The 16971-nt window shown below is 70.0% G+C and carries 14 protein-coding genes; 6 read left to right on the top strand and 8 right to left on the bottom strand.

The annotated features are described in order from the left end of the window. Window positions 1–224: 224 nt before the first annotated feature. The 6 genes from ACWGKT_RS16120 to ACWGKT_RS16095 form a co-directional block, all read right to left on the bottom strand. The gene (locus ACWGKT_RS16120; protein ID WP_453274101.1) at window positions 225–2231 is read right to left on the bottom strand and encodes an ATP-binding protein; all 2007 of its coding nucleotides are present in this window, start codon (window positions 2229–2231) and stop codon (window positions 225–227) included. A 161-nt stretch (window positions 2232–2392) separates the two neighbouring features. Beyond that, window positions 2393–3658 (bottom strand): cytochrome P450, cyclodipeptide synthase-associated, encoded by a 1266-nt coding sequence (locus ACWGKT_RS16115; protein ID WP_453274100.1) that lies wholly within the window; start codon window positions 3656–3658, stop codon window positions 2393–2395. Between the two features lie 115 nt (window positions 3659–3773). Then, complete coding sequence (locus ACWGKT_RS16110) at window positions 3774–4358, bottom strand: hypothetical protein (RefSeq protein ID WP_453274099.1); 585 nt, start codon at window positions 4356–4358, stop codon at window positions 3774–3776. 100 nt (window positions 4359–4458) lie between these two features. Further along, window positions 4459–5673, bottom strand: a complete 1215-nt coding sequence (locus ACWGKT_RS16105) for an ABC transporter permease (RefSeq protein WP_453274098.1) — start codon at window positions 5671–5673, stop codon at window positions 4459–4461. 59 nt (window positions 5674–5732) lie between these two features. Then, entirely contained in the window at window positions 5733–6488 is a 756-nt protein-coding gene (locus ACWGKT_RS16100; RefSeq protein WP_453274097.1) for an ABC transporter ATP-binding protein, read from the bottom strand. Then, window positions 6485–7900: a peptidoglycan-binding protein gene (locus ACWGKT_RS16095; RefSeq protein WP_453274096.1), complete on the bottom strand. Its 1416-nt coding sequence runs from the start codon at window positions 7898–7900 to the stop codon at window positions 6485–6487. The genes ACWGKT_RS16100 and ACWGKT_RS16095 overlap by 4 nt, the downstream gene beginning before the upstream one ends. A 330-nt stretch (window positions 7901–8230) precedes the next feature. On the opposite strand from ACWGKT_RS16095, the gene ACWGKT_RS16090 reads away from it, so the two are divergent. Together ACWGKT_RS16090 and ACWGKT_RS16085 are read left to right on the top strand one after the other, a co-directional pair. Next, window positions 8231–8938: a response regulator transcription factor gene (locus tag ACWGKT_RS16090; protein WP_356146736.1), complete on the top strand. Its 708-nt coding sequence runs from the start codon at window positions 8231–8233 to the stop codon at window positions 8936–8938. Between the two features lies 1 nt (window position 8939). Next, window positions 8940–10754: a sensor histidine kinase gene (locus tag ACWGKT_RS16085; protein WP_453274095.1), complete on the top strand. Its 1815-nt coding sequence runs from the start codon at window positions 8940–8942 to the stop codon at window positions 10752–10754. Window positions 10755–11220: 466 nt separating this feature from the next. Here the strand turns inward: ACWGKT_RS16085 and ACWGKT_RS16080 are convergent, their stop codons facing one another. Further along, window positions 11221–11742 (bottom strand): transglycosylase SLT domain-containing protein, encoded by a 522-nt coding sequence (locus ACWGKT_RS16080; RefSeq protein ID WP_453274094.1) that lies wholly within the window; start codon window positions 11740–11742, stop codon window positions 11221–11223. Window positions 11743–12248: 506 nt separating this feature from the next. After that, window positions 12249–13064: a sulfite exporter TauE/SafE family protein gene (locus ACWGKT_RS16075; RefSeq protein WP_453274093.1), complete on the bottom strand. Its 816-nt coding sequence runs from the start codon at window positions 13062–13064 to the stop codon at window positions 12249–12251. Window positions 13065–13166: 102 nt separating this feature from the next. On the opposite strand from ACWGKT_RS16075, the gene ACWGKT_RS16070 reads away from it, so the two are divergent. The 4 genes from ACWGKT_RS16070 (at window position 13167) to ACWGKT_RS16055 (ending at window position 16970) form a co-directional block, all read left to right on the top strand. Continuing rightward, entirely contained in the window at window positions 13167–13973 is an 807-nt protein-coding gene (locus ACWGKT_RS16070; RefSeq protein ID WP_453274092.1) for an AraC family transcriptional regulator, read from the top strand. Window positions 13974–14107: 134 nt separating this feature from the next. Beyond that, window positions 14108–14713, top strand: coding sequence for a hypothetical protein (locus ACWGKT_RS16065; RefSeq protein WP_453274091.1), 606 nt, complete (start codon window positions 14108–14110; stop codon window positions 14711–14713). A gap of 5 nt (window positions 14714–14718) precedes the next feature. Then, window positions 14719–15381: a DUF5987 family protein gene (locus ACWGKT_RS16060; RefSeq protein ID WP_453274090.1), complete on the top strand. Its 663-nt coding sequence runs from the start codon at window positions 14719–14721 to the stop codon at window positions 15379–15381. Continuing rightward, on the top strand, window positions 15378–16970 hold the full coding sequence (locus tag ACWGKT_RS16055; RefSeq protein ID WP_453274089.1) for an FAD-dependent oxidoreductase: 1593 nt from the start codon (window positions 15378–15380) through the stop codon (window positions 16968–16970). The genes ACWGKT_RS16060 and ACWGKT_RS16055 overlap by 4 nt, the downstream gene beginning before the upstream one ends. The last annotated feature ends 1 nt before the right edge of the window (window position 16971 follow it).

Here is a 16971-nt window from a genome sequence, read left to right as displayed (position 1 = left end):
TTCCCGTCGTCGCCCGAAGGGCGGCCCTGCGGCGTCATGGGGGTCCCCCTGCTGGAGCGCAGCCGAGAGCTCGGGGGAGCGTGCTCTCGGCGTGCCGGGCGGAAGTCCTCGTACTGGACGTACTTGGGCTTTCGCCCGGTGCGGCGAGTGGGGTCCCCCCTGCTCGAAGAGCTTGGGGGAGCGTGCCAGGCGTCGCGGGGCAGACGGAAATTGGACGACAGGCCCTAGGGCTGTTGAGGGCCATGCAGCTCCTGCTGCCACAGGGCCTCGCAGAGCAGGTCCAGCCCCTGACGCAGGTGGCGACGGTAGGTGCCGTACGGCAGGCCGAGGCGCCGGGCGGCGGCCTCCTGGGTGGGTGCGCCGGAGAAGTAGCCCGCCGTCAGGGCCTCGCGGGCCCGCGCTCCGCGCGGGTCGTGGGCGAGTTCGTCGACGGCCTGGCGCAGCAGGGCGCGCAACTCCTCGACAGGATCGCGGAGGTCGGCCGCGAGCCGGGCGCGCATCAGGGCGCAGGCGGCGAAGGTGCCCGCGTCGCGCCAGTGCGTCAGCGCTTCCCGCACGGCCTGGTCGAACACGGTACGCGAAACGGGCGCCGGTCCGGACTGGACCGGCGCCGCGGTGGCCGATATGAAGCGGTGAAGCCAGGTCTCCACGGGTTCCTGGCGCCAGTCGACGCCGAACACCCCGTAGGTGTACTCACCGACTCGCGGTCGCGCCCCGGTGTCGCTGAGGGTGCCCTTGACGCGCTCGGCCCATGTCTCGGCATCCTGGAAGACGGCGAAACCGTAGGCGCGGCCGCGGGCACGGGCCGACTCCGCCTGGGCGCGGGAACTGCTCAGGTCGATGACGCGGGACGGAACCTGGTAACGCTCCGGGTATACGGTGAAGCGGCTGATGCCGATGTGCTCGCCGGGGCGTACCGGCTCGGCGGCGTTCGTGTACTCCCAGGCCGCGGCGACGACGGGATCCGTGGCCAGGTCCTGGGGGTCGGGAGGGGCCGGCAGGGCCAGTCGGGCCGTGAACGCGACGGTCCGGCCCGTGCTCACGAGACGGTAGACGCTGAAGGCCTGCGGCTGTCGCTGCGCCCAGTAGCGGACCAGTTCCGCGGAGGCGGGTCCCTCGGTCTCCTCCGCCATGCGGAGGATGACGTCGAGGTCTTCCGGGTGCAGCGGACGGTCGTGTACCTCGTCCTCGCGGGACCAGGTGCGGAGCCGGGCCAGGGTCTCGCCCTCTCGGAAGAGGTAGAAGAGCTCGTCGGTGACGGTCCAGACCCGCTCCTCGGGTGCCTCGCGCAGGAGGTGGAGGTACTCGTCCGCCAGACGCTCGCGCATCGCCACGAAGGCGTTGGGCGCTCGCCAGCGCAGGTCGGCGGCCAGGGTCTCGCGTGCGGCGTCGTGCGGGTGGAGCCCTCGATGCGTGGACTCCATGAAGGGCAGGTCCCGCAGCCAGGAGAAGAGCACATGGGCGTCGTGCTCGGGCAGTACGGCGGTGAGCAGTTCCTCGGAGGTCGAGTGGGCCTGTGCCGCCACCTCCAGGGCGCGCCGGTGGGCCGCCGTGGGCACCTCGCCGATCAGTCCCGCCAACAGGGTGCGCAGGACGTCCGCCGAGGGGGCCCAGATCTCCTCCCTGCCGCAGCCCGTCGATCCCGCGGCCGCCGCGAGGGACAGCGCCAGCGGGTTGCCCGCGGCGAAGCGGAGCACACGGTCCCGCAGTTCGGGCCGGATCTGCGCCGCGGCCAGCAGGCTTCGGGCCTGGTCCTCGGAGAACGGCTGCAGTTCGGTGACGTGCAGGAGCCCGGTCCAGGCGGGGTCGGCGGTCCACTGCGGCTGTGGCGCGAGCCGTCCGGCCAGGACGACCAGGGTGCCGTCGGCGGCGCGGGGCAGGAAGTGCTGCCACAGCCAGCTCTCCAGCCACTGGCAGTGCTCGAAGGAGTCGACGACCAGTACCGTGCCGGCAACGTCCAGGAAGGGGCCGACCGCGCGCTCGAAGTCGGCCGGGTCCCGGCTGACGAAACGGCCGTCGAGTTCGATGAGCAGTCGGCCCGCGGCGCGAGCGTCGTCGGCCAGGCGCCGCAGCAGCGTCGACTTGCCGATGCCACCCGGCCCGAACAGGTAGAACGCGAACGGCGCCTGCGGATCGTCGGCCAACGCCTTGCCGAAGTGGCCGAGTTCCTCGTCCCGGCCGATGAAGGCCCGTTCGCGCGCGCTGCTCAGTCTCGCTCCCACGGACGCCATGGCGGCTCCCCTCTCCTCGTCCCAGCACCGGGCGACCATGCTCGGAGACACCCGCCGGGCCTCGCGGAGTCAGGCATCATTACGACGCGCGTGGGGCGATGGTCCAGCCCCTTTCACGCCACGCTACTCGGTTAGAGATCGTGACGAGGGTGTCGGTTGCGTCAGTGGGTGGATTGGCCTCGGGAAGCTCCGGGGTGCAGAGACCTGTCATGGACAGGCGTGAAGTCCAGGGACAGTGCGACCGGACCGCGGGTGTACAGGCCGGTCTCCCGGTAGTGGAAGCCGGGGCTGTAGCGGGCCTGTTCCAGCAGGGGCAGGAGCAGCGCGGCGACGGTCTCGATCTCGGCGCGCGCGAAGGCCGTACCGACGCACTGGTGAAGTCCCGTACCGAAGGCCAGGTGCTGGGCGGCGGCGGTGAAGGAGCGGGCGGTACCCAGGTCCGGCCGGTGGATGTCGAAGGTGTCCGGGGCGGTGAAGACGTCGGGGTCGCGGTTGGCCGCGCCGATCACGCAGAAGACGGTGGCACCCGCCGGGACGGTGATGCCGGCGAACACGGCCTCTTGATCCGCCTGGCGGGGAATGAGCTGGACCGGCGGGGTGTAGCGCAGTGTCTCGGCGATCGCGGCGGGCAGCAGGGCCGGGTCCTGACAGACCTGGGCCAACTGCTCGGGCTGGTCGATCAAGTGCTTGAAGAGCAGGGCGAGGGTCTTGTCGGCGGGCTCGGTCGCGGCGGCCAGGACGTTGATGATCAGCGCGGTGACGTCGCGGTTGCTCATGGCGATGCCGTCGAACTCGGCGGTGCACAGCATCGATATGAGGTCCTCGCCGGGGTGGCGGCGGCGCTCTTCGATGACGGGGACGAGGTACGCCTCCAGTTGCTCGGCGCATTCCAGGCAGTGCCGACGGCGTTCGGGGGTGAGGCTCAGGCTCGTGATGAACTCGGCGACCCCGCTGTGCCAGGCGGCGATCTGCTGCCAGTCCTTCTTGTCCAGGCCGAGGACGTCGAGCGTCACGTAGACGGCGAGAGGTCTGCCGAACTCGTTGACGAGGTCCACCCTGCCCCGGGGGAGGAAGGGTGCGATGAGCTCGGCGGCATTGGTGTGGACGGCGCGTATCTGATCTCGCAGGGCCTGCCCGGAGAAGCCACGGACGACGATCTTTCGCTTGGCGGTGTGCTCGGCCCCCGTCATCTGCGCGAGGACCGGCCCGCGCATCACCGGCTCGGCGCGCACCTGCAGGGTCTCGGTGGTGAACGCGGTGTGGTCGGTCAGTACCCGCTTCACGTCCTGGTAGCGGGAGAGGAAGTAGCTGTCGATCGCGGGCTCGTAGTGCACCGGCGACTGCTCCCTCAGGGAGGCGAAGTAGCGGTATGGATCGGCCGCGAAGTAGTCGGAGAGGACGCTGAAGTCGGGGTTGATCATCTGCATGGCGCAGAACCCTCTCAAAATCTACGGAAAGAGCAAGAGCGGGAGGTCCTGAGGGGGACGTCCAGCGGGCTTGGGAAGCATGGAGTGCACGCCGAGCCCGGTATGGCCCACGGAGCTACTTCGCGACGAATGCCTTGAGCTCGCACTTGTCGAGCCATTGGCTCTGCGGGTAGGGCGGAAGGTTGTTGGGCAGATTGAGTGTGCCGTCGTCCAGGGCGATCGCCTTGATGCCGTGGTCGCGCAGGCAGTTCACCCAGCGGTCCATCTTCTCGTGGAATTCCGGGTCCTCCCTGGCCGCCCGTTCCGTGAGGTATTCAGGTTCCTTCTGCCAGCACTTCTTCCGCGCCTCCTCGGTTTTGCTGCCCGTGTCGATGGGCTTCAACCGGTCGCCTTGCTTGAGCATCTTGACGCCGTTGCGCTGCAGGCATTCGTAGTACACGTTGAACACCCTGTCGCTCTCCTCGTCGGAGGTGTCCGGCCTGATGAGAGGCCGTACGTCCTGCGACTGCTGCGGTTGCGTCGCCTTCGCGTCCTTGTCGCCGTCCGTCACGCTCGCGACTCCGTTGTCGCCCTGGTCCTTGGCCGATTCCGGGTCGGAGGACCCTCCGCAGGCTGCGAGGAAGAAGATCGCGACAAGCGCGGCGCATGCCGCACGCCAATGCCAGGTATTCGGTGGACGGAGGGTGTCGGTCTTCGGCATGGGTGAGCCTTTCTCCGTGGTGCAAAGACTGGTTGGGGTGAGCTCGGGGGTCAGGTGACGGTGGGGCGGCCGCCGGAGTCGGCTGTCCGCAACGGCTGCGTCATGCCGAGGCCAGGGCTGCGGTCGGGGAGAGCCGGGAGGCGCGGACGGCCGGGTAGACGCCGGCCGCGATGCCGACGACAACCGCGCCGGCGAGTCCGCTGGTCACCGCGGGGAGGGGGATGACGGGCGGCCAGTCCTTGTAGGCCGCGTAGCCGACGGTGCCGAGAACGCCGAGGATGGTTCCGGCCAGACCGCCGAGGCCGGACAGCGCGATCGATTCGGTGAGGAACTGGCCCCGGATCTGGCCGCGGTTGGCCCCCAGTGCGCGACGCAGTCCGATCTCGCGGCGGCGTTCCAGGACCGAGATCACCATGGTGTTGGCGACACCGATGCCGCCGACCAGGAGTGCGACACCGGCGAGCCCGATGAACAGTGACGAGAAGGTGGCCTCGGTGGAGCGCTTCGCGGCCAGGGCGTCCGAGGGCCGGCTGACCATCACCTGACTCGGGGACTGCGGGTTGATGGCGGCGGGCAGGACCGCGTGGACGTCCTCGATCGCCGGCTCGTCCGCGCGCAGGAACAGCTGGGTGGGGCGGAGGTCGAAGCCGAGTGTGCGGTGCGCGGTCTGCCAGCCGACCAGCACGGAGCGGTCGATGTCCGGGGCCAGCCGGACGGAGTGCAGGATGCCGATGACGCTGAACCACCGGTCGTTGATCAGTACGAGTGGCGCCGGATCGCCGGGGCGCGGATCGGGAAAGCCCAGACGGGCCGCCGCGACCGAGCCGAGCACGGCGGTGGGGAGCCGCTCGGTGGCCGTGGTGAGGTAACGGCCGGAGCGGATACGGGCGTTGACGATGCCGAGAAGGTTCGGCTGGGCCGCCAGCACCGTCAGCCCGGAGACGTCGTCGGGGCTTTGCCGGTCGGAGCGCCGTAGCCGGGCATGGGTGTTGGCGACCGCGGTCACGGCCTTGACCGGGCCGATGTTCTTGACCATGGCGACCGATTCGGGCGGGAACGAGCCCGCGTTGCCTTCCTGGTCCTTGTCGGCGATCGCCTGCAGCCGGTCGGTGCCCAACGCGGTGAGCTCCGCGTTCAGGGCCTTCTGGCTGGAGGCCGGGATCCCGGTGACCACGATCATGGTGGCGATACCGATGGAAATGCCGAGTGCGGACAGCGCCGCCCGCGTCCGTCGGGTGCGGATGCCCATCAGTCCAAGGCGCAGGAGGTCGGCCGGGGAGAGCCGGACCGGCCGGTGCAGCGGGGTGGTGGTCACGGACCGCCGTCGCGAACCGATGACCGTCTTCCGTGTGCCACGGAGCCGCGTTGTCCGCTTCACGGGGCGCCCCCGGTTCCCGGGGCCCCGGCGGCGGTGCCCTTGCCCAGCGGGGTGTCGGCGGCAGCGGTGATCGCGGTGTCCCTGACGATACGGCCGTCCTGGATCTCCACTCGCCGCGGCAGTTGCGCGGCGATGTCCCGGTCGTGGGTGATGAGCGCGATGGTGGTTCCCTCCGCGTTGAGTTGGGTGAGCAGTTCCAGTACGGCGCGTCCGTTCGCGGTGTCCAACGCACCGGTCGGCTCGTCCGCGAGCACCAGCGTCGGTTCGTGGACGAGAGCCCGCGCGATGGCGACTCGCTGCCGCTCGCCGCCGGAGAGCTGGTGCGGCAGGTGGCCCGCCCGGTGGGCCAGGCCGACCCGCTCCAGCGCGGTGAGCGCGAGAGGGCTGCGTTGCCTCCTGGGGACCCCGGCGTAGAGCAGGCCGGTGGTCACGTTCTCGGTCGCGGTCAGGCCCTCGGACAGGTGGAACTGCTGGAAGACGAAGCCGAGCCAGCGTCCTCGTAGCGCGGACAGTTGACGGTCCGGGAGGGTGGTCACGTCCTGGCCGCCGATCACCACGGTCCCGCTGGTCGGCCGGTCGAGGGTGCCCATGATGTTGAGCAGGGTGGACTTGCCGGAGCCGGACGGGCCGACGATGGCCAGGAGTTCGCCGCTGTGTATCTCCAGCGAGACCCCGGCCAGCGCGCTGACTCCACCGACGTAGCGGACGGCGGCGTCGCGCACCGACAGCACCGGGGTGGGTACGACCGTCACGACGAGGTCACCACCCGGGAGCCCTCGGCGATCCCGGCGCCCGATACCTCGACCAACCCCTTGGCGATCAGGCCGGTCTTCACCGCGACGATCCGTCCCGCGGCGGTCCGAAGTCCGTAGCCGCCCTCGCGGAGTGCGAGGAGCGCGGTCACCGGGACCACGAGCACTCCACGCCGGGTCTCGGAGACGAACGCCACCTGGACCGGCGCCGAATCAAGCTTCCTCACCTTGTCCGGGTCGGTGAAGGTGACCGTGACGGTCACCTTCGGCTGTCCGTTCCCGCTGTCCGGCGCCTCGGCGTCGCTGCCGACGCCGGCCACTTTCGCGGCGACCGCAGTGCCGTTGGGCAGTTGTACGGTCACCGCGTCGCCGCGCCTGATGCTGCCCACGTCGGAGGCGTCCACCGACACGGTCACGGACTTGTCGGTCGACGTCACTTTCAGCAGCGGTGCCGCGACCGCGTCGCCCATCTGCGCGCCGGCGCTGTCCACCCGGACCGGGCCGCTGAGGACCACCACGTCACCGGGGCCGAGCACGCCGGTGGACGGCACCCCGTTGTGGGTCTGCCAGCGTTTGATCGCGTTCACCAGCGCGGGCGTGAGGACGCCGTCGCCGGAACGGACCGTCATCCGCGTGACCACGCGGCCACTTGAGGCCGTACCGCTACCGGCCGTACCGCTTCCCGCCGTACCGCTTCCCGCCGGCGCGGAAGCGCGGGGTGCCGGGCTTGCGCTCCCGGCCGCTCCCTCGCCGGTGCCGACCGCGGGCGAGGGCTGGGTCGCGGAGGACCCGGCCGATGCCGCGCCCTTCTCCGCGCCGCCCGCCGATCCCGAGCCCTTCTCGTCACCCCGCGATGCCGTGTCGTCCGCCTCAGTGATCATGGTGACGACCTGTCCCGGTGAGGGCTGGACTCCGACGTCGTACCCGAGGGCCCGCAGGTTGTCGGCGATCACCCGCACGTCCCGCCCGACCAGGTTCTGGCCTTCCAGGCGCCGGTAGAGCGGCACCGCGCCGTACAGGAGCGGCACTTTGCGGTCGTCGACGCGGTACAGCTCCTTGCCCCGGGTCACCGTGCTCCCGGTGGGGGCCAGCCAGGTCACGATGCCGTCCCCGTATCCCTTGACGGTCTGCGGCCTGGCATAGCCGAGGGTGCCGTCCAGGGACCGGCTGTCGGACAGGTTCTTCCGCTCGACCTCGGCCGTGCCCGCTTCCGGCTCCGGCTCGGACGCCGCGTGAGTGCCGCCCTTCCCCCATGGCACCGTCACCGCGGCGCCGGCCCCGGCGAGCCCCACCGCCAGCACGGCGGCGACGATGCGGACATGACGCCTGCGGGGTGCGGTGACCGCCTTGAGAGTGACCGTGGGATGGTCGTCCATGCCGGTGGCGGCATCGCCCTTCGGCCGGCGGGTCACCGCGCGAACCTCGTCGCGGACAGGCGGCGGACCACGGACGGCGCGCCGCCGGAACGGCGGCCGGCTCCTGCAACGCGTGCGCGCTCCCTGACGGACCCCCGTACGGCGAGCGCGCTGGCTCGGGCTATGACGCGGTTCATGCAGACGACTCCCAGAATGACGCGGACAACCGCCGCGGACACGAAGGCACCCGGCGTTCGGAAGTGAGCCGGAGCTCGACTTCGGATGCGCTGCCGACCTTGCCGAACCGGTATCAAGATGCGTTCAGCAAGATGTATCGGGATTGTCAGAAAGGCGAATTGACCCAAAGCGCTGCCTATAGTCACCGTCATGAATGCACGGATCCTGGTCGCCGAGGACGACATCAAACAGGCGCAGGTGCTGCGGATGTATTTGGAGTCCGAGGGCTACGGCACGGTGATCGTGCACGACGGGCGCTCGGCGATCGACGCCGTCCGCCGGCTCCGGCCGGACCTGCTGGTGCTCGACGTGATGATGCCGAAGGTCGACGGACTGAGTGTGTGCCGGATCCTGCGCCAGGAATCCGCCGTGCCGGTGCTGATGCTGACCGCCAGCTCCAGCGAGGACGACCTGCTCCTCGGACTCGACCTCGGCGCCGACGACTACATGACCAAGCCCTACAGCCCACGGGAGTTGATGGCCCGGGTCCGAACCCTGCTGCGCCGCGTCGAGCGGGTCGCGCCGCCGGACGACGGAGTCCTGCGGGTGGGCACGATCACGGTCGACCCGCTTCGCCACGAGGTACGAAGTGCATCCGGTCAGCTGGTCACCTGCACCCGCGGGGAGTTCACCATCCTGTCCGCCATGGCCGCCGAGCCCGGCCGGGTGTTCACCCGTCAACAGCTCCTGGAACGCACCCGGGGCTGGGACGTCGCCTCGACCGTTCGCACCGTCGACATGCACGTGATGAACCTGCGCAAGAAGCTGGAACTCGACCCGCGTCGCCCCACCCACCTGCTCACCGTGTACGGCGTCGGCTACAAGCTGAGCCCGGGAACCTCCCCGGCGGGCAACTGACGTGCGCCGCTCCGGTGTTCCGCTGCGCACCAGCCTGTTCGTCCGTCTCCTCGCCGCGTCCCTACTGGTCGCGCTCTGCTCGGTGGCCGCGACCACCTGGGTCGCCGTCACCACCACAACACAGGCGATCAGCACGGAACAGGGCCGGTCGTCACAGGCCGACGCCCGTATCTACGACGCCTTGATCGGATACTCGGCCACCCACACCGACTGGGGCGGGGTGCAGCCGCTGGTCCGTGATCTCGCGGCCCGAACGGGCCGGGCGATCACCCTCACCACCCCCGCGCGCACACCCCTCGCCAGCTCCGAACCGACCATGCGCATTCGGCAGCGGCCGGCCGCCTCCGTCGATCCCCTGCGCCTCGACCCCGTTCTGTCCCACGAGAGCACCGTGGGCCCGATCGACCCCCGTGCGGTGGGCCCGTTCCTCCTCGAAGGCGAGGACCGGGACCGAGTACGGGCGATCGTGCACAAGATCACCGAGTGTCTCGCCGGACCACGGATCGCCACCGAGGTCCTCCCCCTGCCCACCGGGCGCTACTCGATCCGGTTCACGGGCCACACGTCCAACGCCGATGAACTCCTCACGGCGCAACGGACATGCGACTTCGACGAGCTCAAGGCGCCCGTGCCGTCGGAGGTCGTGCCGCTCCGCCAGGCCTCTGAACTGGCCTCGGAATGCCTGAATCAGCAAGGCAGGCCGTCCGTCGAGATATTCGCGGACTTCTCCTGGCACTTCACCGGCCACACCAAGCATCAGGAGAACTCGGACCGCGCCGCGCAGGAGTGCGTGTACGAAGGCCGCCGCCAACAACTGCGGCCCTACGTCTCGCCCCCGGTCCTCCTCTTCGTCTCCGACCGAGGCCATCCGACCACCGAGACCGTGCGGCTCTCGTCGGAGAACACCGTGCGGATCGCCGGCGCCGCGGGCATCGTCCTCACCGTCACCTGCGCCGTGACCATCATGCTGGGCAGCCGACTGGTCCGACCGTTGCGTGCCCTGATCACCGCGGCCCAACGCCCGGCCGACGAGGCGGCTCGCGTCCCGGTGCTCACCAAGGACGAGATCGGCCGCGTCGCCGTGGCCTTCAACGACCTCGCGGAGCGCAGGGAGAGCCTGGAGCGTCAACGCCGCGCCATGGTCAGCGATGTGGCACACGAACTGCGTACCCCGCTGACCAACATCCGCAGCTGGCTGGAGGCCGCCCAGGACGGCCTGACACCGACCGATCAGCAGTTGCTCGCCCTGCTCCTGGACGAGGCGATGCTGCTCCAGCACATCATCGAGGACCTGCGCGACCTCGCCGCGGCCGAGGCAGGAAACCTGGTACTGCACCGTGAAGCGCTGTCCGTACGGCACGTACTGGAACAGGTGGCCGTGGCGCACCACGGGGCCGCCGGACCGGCGGGCGTCGAACTGTCCATCCAGGCCACCGACGAACTGGCGGTGCACGCCGATCCGGTGCGACTGCGTCAGGTGATCGGCAACCTCGTCTCCAACGCGATCAGACACACACCGAGCGGAGGCCGGGTCGTCCTGCGATCCCGCAGAGAGGGCCACGAACTGATCCTGGAGGTCATCGACACCGGCTGCGGTATCCAACCGGCCGACCTGCCCCATGTCTTCGACCGCTTCTGGCGCGCGGACAAGTCCCGCAACCGCCAGACCGGCGGCAGCGGCCTCGGCCTGGCCATCACCCGGAAACTCACCGAGGCACACGACGGCACGATCTCGGTCATCAGCACGCCCGGCATCGGCTCGGTGTTCACCGTCCGACTTCCGTGGCGTCCCTGCGCCGGCAGTCAGACCTCGTAGGGCCAGACGGTGACCTGGTCCTTTGCCCCACGACCCGTCAACGGCTTCCGGCGGCGGTGGTGCGGGAAGATCGAACGGGACCGGCGCGCCGCCGACTTCCAGCGCCTGCGTCTTCGGGGAGGCCGCCGCCCACGAAAGACATCCGATGGGGAGTTCGTAGACACCACGGCCGGCGTCCTTCACGGCTACCTCACCGGAGGGCCCCAGGTCTCACTGAACGGCTGGGAGCAGTCCGACGAGGAGCACCACGGCGAGACATCGTCCTCGCCCTGTGTGAGATCCGGTCGGCGTTCCAAGACGATCCTCAGGAGCTCAGGCTCAGGTCATGAACGCCGGCTGAGTCGCCGGTAGCCTGCTTCGGCTGCGGTCACGTGCCCGCGCTCGTGCTCTGGCCGTCTCACCGGCCCTTCCCCTCAATGGCACCGCCACTCGCGGCGCCGCCGCTGTGCAGAAGCCTGCGCGGGGATCAGTACGCGGAGTTGACGTTGTCGATGGAGCCGTAGCGCTGAGCGGCGTAGTTGGCGGCGGCGGTGATGTTCGCGACCGGGTCGGTGACGCTCTGCGGGGTGCCCGCGACGTGGTAGGCGTTGAAGGTGGGCTCGATCACCTGCAGGAGGCCCTTGGACGGGGTGCCCTTCTGCGCGTTGACGTCCCAGTTGTTCTGGGCGTTGGGGTTGCCACCGGACTCGCGCATGATGTTGCGACGCAGGCCCTCGTAGCTACCGGGGATGCCCTTCTCCTTCATGACGGCCAGCGACTTCTTGATCCAGCCGTCGAGGCTCCCCGTGGCGCCGGTGGCGCTGCTGGAGTCGGCGCGGCTGTCGCTGGAGACAGCGGCGACGCTGTGGGCGACCTGCGGGGCTTCGGCGGCCTGGGCGGAAGCCGGCATCAGCGTGAGAGCGACGGTCGCGGCACCAGTGGTGGCGATGCCGGTCAGGGCGATGGTGCGAAGGCGGGCAAGGCGGCGGGTGGCGGTGATCGCGGTCATGATGCGGGACTCTCCTGTGGGACGTCTTGAGGCGCCGGCCGATTTTCGGTCGCGGCCTGTCGGGCGTCGGGGCGAGGGCCCCGTGTTGCGGTGCGAGACGAGGGCGGGCTTTCCGGATGCGGGTCCGGTCCGTCCTGCGGCTTGCGGCAACGAGAAACATGGTTAGCGGCGGGTAGAAGTGGGCGCAAGAATGTGACGTACTACCCGACTACGGAGCAATGTCCGAAATCTGTCGCTTCGGAGCTTTATGGCCTGCTCGCGGCGGGGTCGCTCTACGATCCGCGGTAGGACGTGATCTGGCTCCTATGGGGGGCGTCACGCCCCGGCCCCCCATTCGACCCCCTCCCGCCCCCTGAACGGACCCTCGAACGGGCCAGACCGAGAGCACGGATCGCGTCACACTGCGCCACGGAGGAATCACCGACCGCGGTATCGGCACACGCTGCGGAGGTGGTGAAAGGAGACGTATAGAAGGGAGACGTATAGAAGGACACGACCAGACGGGATCACCACATCAGCCCCCTCAGCATCACGATCAGGACGACCACGAGCAGGCCGACGTAGGCCGCGGAGTGGACGTGGTCCGGGACTCGGCCGGTGACTCGTCTTGTGACGGCGATGGTAGGCAGGGATCCGATGAGCAGGGCGGCGGCCGCGGGGAGATCGACGTAGCCGAGCTGTCCCGTACTGGCGGGTGTGGTGGGGGCGAGGGCGTAAACGAGGGTGCCGGCCACGGCGACGGGAACGCTGAGCGGGTTGGCCATGGCGGTCGCCTCGTTCATGGGCAGGCCCCTGCGGCGCAGGAGGGGCACCGTCATGACGCTGCCGCCCACGCCCAGGGCCGCTGCCAGCAGGCCGATGCCCGCTCCACCGAGGGTGACGGTGCCCCGCCCCAAGGGCCGCGGCCGCGCCTGGCGCGCCACCACCAGGAAGCCCTTCCGCAGCACACTGTCGGCGATCGTCACCAGGAGATACACGGCGAACAGCAGCCGCAGCGCCGTATCGCCGATCCGCGCGGCCGCGAAGGATCCGACGACAGCGCCGACCATGATGAACGCCGCCAGCGGCCAGACGTACGTCCGCCGCAGTCGGCCCTGCCGCCACTGGGCCAGGGTCGCCGTCGTGGCGTTCACGACCATGACCGCCGCCGAGGTCGCCACCGCGATGTGCATGGCGTCCGCCTCCGCGGCCGGGTGGGAGGTGGCGGTCAGGACTCCGCAGACGACGGGGACCGTGACGAAGCCGCCGCCGAAACCGAAGAGCACGGTCGTGATGCCGGTCAGGCAGCCGAAGAAGACGAGGGTGGAGAAGGAGGTCAGCACTGGTACGACGCTAGGGATCAAGCAGACTGGCGGGCAATCGATGATTTGCCAGCTTCCTACGCGCAGCAGACAGACGGGCCCGATCCCGCGTAGCCTCGCGGCATGCGCAACATCCCGGTGGCGAAGGTGGACGACCTCGATCGTGCCGTGCTGGCCATCGGCACCGACTACCCCCATGACCACCTGCTCGTCTGGCACGAGCACCGCCGCGCCCAGGTCCTGTACGCGGCCACCGGCGTCATGCGAGTCGAGACGGCGGACGGCAGCTGGACGATTCCCACCGCCCGTGCGGTCCTGATCCCGCCGCTGACCAGGCACCAGGTCACGATGACCGGGGTCAGCACCCGCAGCCTCTACCTAGAACCCGCTGCCGTGCCGTGGTTTCCCGCACGCTGCCAGGCCGTCGACGTCTCCGCCCTGCTCCGGGAACTGATCCTGGAAGCCGTCGAGATGGAGCCGCGCTACCCCGAGCACGGCCGGGACGCCGCGGTCGCCGCTCTCCTCCTCCACGAACTCAAGAACCTCGCCCCGCTACCGCTCGACGTGCCCCTGCCGTCCGATCCCCGACTGCGCGGCCTGTGCGAGGCATTCCTGCAAAGGCCCGACATCCACGACCCACCGGCACGCTGGTGCGCGGCCCTGAACATCAGCGAACGCACCCTCGCCCGACTGTTCCAGCGCGGCACGGGCCTGAGCTTCTCCCAGTGGCGACAACGCGCCTGCGTCCTGCACTCCCTGCAGCATCTCGCCACCGGCACGCCCATCACCCGCATCGCGACCACGCTGGGCTACGACAACCCCGCCGCCTACACATCCGCGTTCAGGAAACTCCTGGGGCAACCACCCACGGCGTACCGGAACTTCAGCACTCGGGACCGTCGCGCACTGGGCCAGTGGATGAGTCACTGACCCACCTCTTTACTGAAGGGTAGTCATGCCCCACTCTTTGGGTGGGCCGGTTCGCGTCGCGGACCGGTTGACGGCCGTCGCCGCGAGAAAGGCGGAACACCTTGTCCGGTTCGCCTCGCCTTCACAGGGTTGGCATGTACTTGGCAATCGCGGGAGCACTGTGCGCCACCGCTCTCGTTCCGGGAACCGCCTCGGCGGTTCCGCGTTCGCACACGGCCTCCGCAGGCCTCGCGAACACCGAATCCCAGATCGGACCGTTCACCGAACCGGCCTTCGCCGCCACTTGTGACTGGCACCGGTTCGGCGAAGGCGAGATCCCCCCGTGGTGGCTGATGTTCCGCGACCCGCTGTGCGTGGAGTACAGCAAACGCGACATCACCTTCGACAACGGCGGCGCCCTGCGTTTCCTCGTCGCCGAACCCTCCCGGTTCGCCCTGGCCATGGTCACCTGCCGCTACTACCAGAAGGACCACTGGAGTGTGCAGACCACCACCGGCGCCACACCCTGGGTGACGTGGGACGGCCAGTACTGGTGGGACAAGTCCGGGCAGCGGGCCGGAGCACGGCTGAGCGGTTTCCGTATCCACGGTACGAGCGTCGGCATCGGTGACGCCGTCGCCGCGCTGCGCCCGGTGTACCCGGAACTGGCCGACGCGCTGGAGAAATATGGCAGCGCGGCCGGAGAGACGGGCCTGACCACGGCCATCCCATACTCCCCACTCTGCTCGACGGCCGGGTGAGCACCGTGTCCTCGATCGATCGAAGAGCGGTACTCAGGGCGCTGGCCGCCACCGCCGGCACCCTGTCCGCGCTGCAGTTCCCGGGCGTCGCCACCCGCGCGGCGGCGACCGAGACCGGGCCCGCGGGGTGGACCGTACAGACGATGGAGGCGTTCGCCGACACCCTGATCCCCGGTGAACGCCGTTTCGCCGGAGACCTCGCCATCGCGGGCGTCGTCAAAGGACCGGGCGCCGTGCAGGCCGGTGTGATCAGCACGCTCAACTCGCCCGAACTGCCACTCGCCCCGGTGCTGCCGGAGATCGCGGCCCTGCTCAACGCCCGGGCGATCGCCTACGCGGCCACCCACCTCATCCTGCTTCCCATCACCAGCCCCGCCTTCGTGGGTCTGTCCTTCCGCGACCGCACCGCGCTCCTACGCGGGCTGTTCGGGCCCGAGGACCCCGACCGCGCCATCTGGCAGGTGCTCAGCCTGCTGACCGGCCTCGCCTTCGACACCGCCGCCCACCTCGACACACGCCAGGCCGTAACGACAGGCCATCCCGGACTGGCCTGGCTGAGGTTCCCCCAGCCCGATGCCGACGGGCTGTGGCGTTTCGCCGACTACTCCTACGGCAAGGCCCTCGCCACCACGCACCCCGCGACGACCGCGTCGGGGAGCCCCGCATGAGCGCGCAGACCACGGACGTCCTCGTGGTCGGAAGCGGCTTCGGCGGAGCGATCCCCGCCTACTACCTCGCCGCCGGCGGCGCGAGGGTCACCGTCCTGGAACGGGGCCCACGCCTCGCGGCGGGCGACTTCGTCCACTCGATGCGACTCGGCACCTACAACCGGATCGTCGACGTCGTTCGCGGCGACGGCATCGCCGTTGTCGCCGGCAACTGCGTCGGCGGCGGCAGTGTCGTCTACTTCGCCGCCTCGCTGCGCGCGCCCGCGTTCGCCTTCGAGCGCCACGGCAGCCTCGGCCGACGCATCTGGCCGGCCGCACTCACCCGCGCCGCGCTCGACCCCTGGTACGACCGCGTCGAGGAGGCGCTCCCGGTGACCCGCACCGGCTGGACGGACGTCTCCTACGCAGGTGGTGTACTGGCCGCTGCCTGCCAGCGCGCCGGCCACACGTGCAATCCCGTACCCGTGGCCGTCGACACCGAGCGGTGCACCAACTGCAACTGGATGCTGTCCGGTTGTCGCTTCGACGCCAAACGCTCGATGCTGCTCAACTACCTGCCGGCGGCGGAGGCTCACGGCGCGACGATCCGGCCGCTGCACGAAGTACAGACCGTCGCACCCTCGCTCGTACCGGGCTACCGGTACGCGGTCACCTATACGGTGCTCGATCCCGACGACTACACATGCACCCTGGAGAGCGGCACCATCCATGCCAGGACCGTCGTCCTGGCCGCCGGAGCCGTCGGCACTCCGGTCGTCCTCCAGCGCTCCGCCCCGCTGCTCGGCGGCATCCCGACGGCGGTGGGACGCTACTTCTCCGGCAACGGCGACCGTGTGAGCGTCGCGGAGGTGGACGAGACCAAGGTGCGCTCACTTCTGGGACTGTCCCGTCCGGACGGCGTCCCGTACGAGGGGCTGCCGATCGGCCGCCCCATCACGGCGGCGACGTACGACTTTCTGGACGCGTCGCTCCCCGAGTTCAGCCGCTTCATGCTCCAGCAGATCTACTTCCCGCCCCTCACCAACGTGCTGTCCCGGACCACCGATCCGCCGTACTGGTTCGGGATCCCGGGTCGTACCCTCCGCTCCCGCTGGAGGTCCTGGCTCACGCTTCTCGCCATGACCGAGGACAACAACGAAGGCGTCTTCCAGGCCACTCCCCCGCTCACGGGCAGCTTCACCCGTCTCGCTCCCGGGCTCGGACTGGGCACGATGACCTACCGCCCCACCGACCGCACCCGCGGCGGCTGGCAACGGGCCGACGAGGCTCTGCGCGGCATTCTCGAAAAGGACGGGCTGTCCCGGGTCCGGCCCTGGCAGGAGGACATCGCCGGAACCGTGACCGCCCACCCCATCGGCTCGGCCCGCATGGGTGACGTCCCTTCCAGCAGCGCCCTCACCGACACCAACGAACTCCGTGGCCACCCGGGCCTGTTCATCACCGATGGCTCCGCGGTCCCGACCTGCCTGACCGTCAACCCGTCCCTCACCATCGCCGCCCTCGCCGAACGAGCAACCCCCACCATCACCGAGCGCACGGCCCAGATGGGAGTCCCGGTCCACTACGGGGCACCGGTTCCCGTGCCCTGAG

Source organism: Streptomyces sp. NPDC054794 (assembly GCF_053611585.1).
Note: the sequence above shows the minus strand (reverse complement) of the source record. Positions and strands in the feature narration are given on the sequence as shown.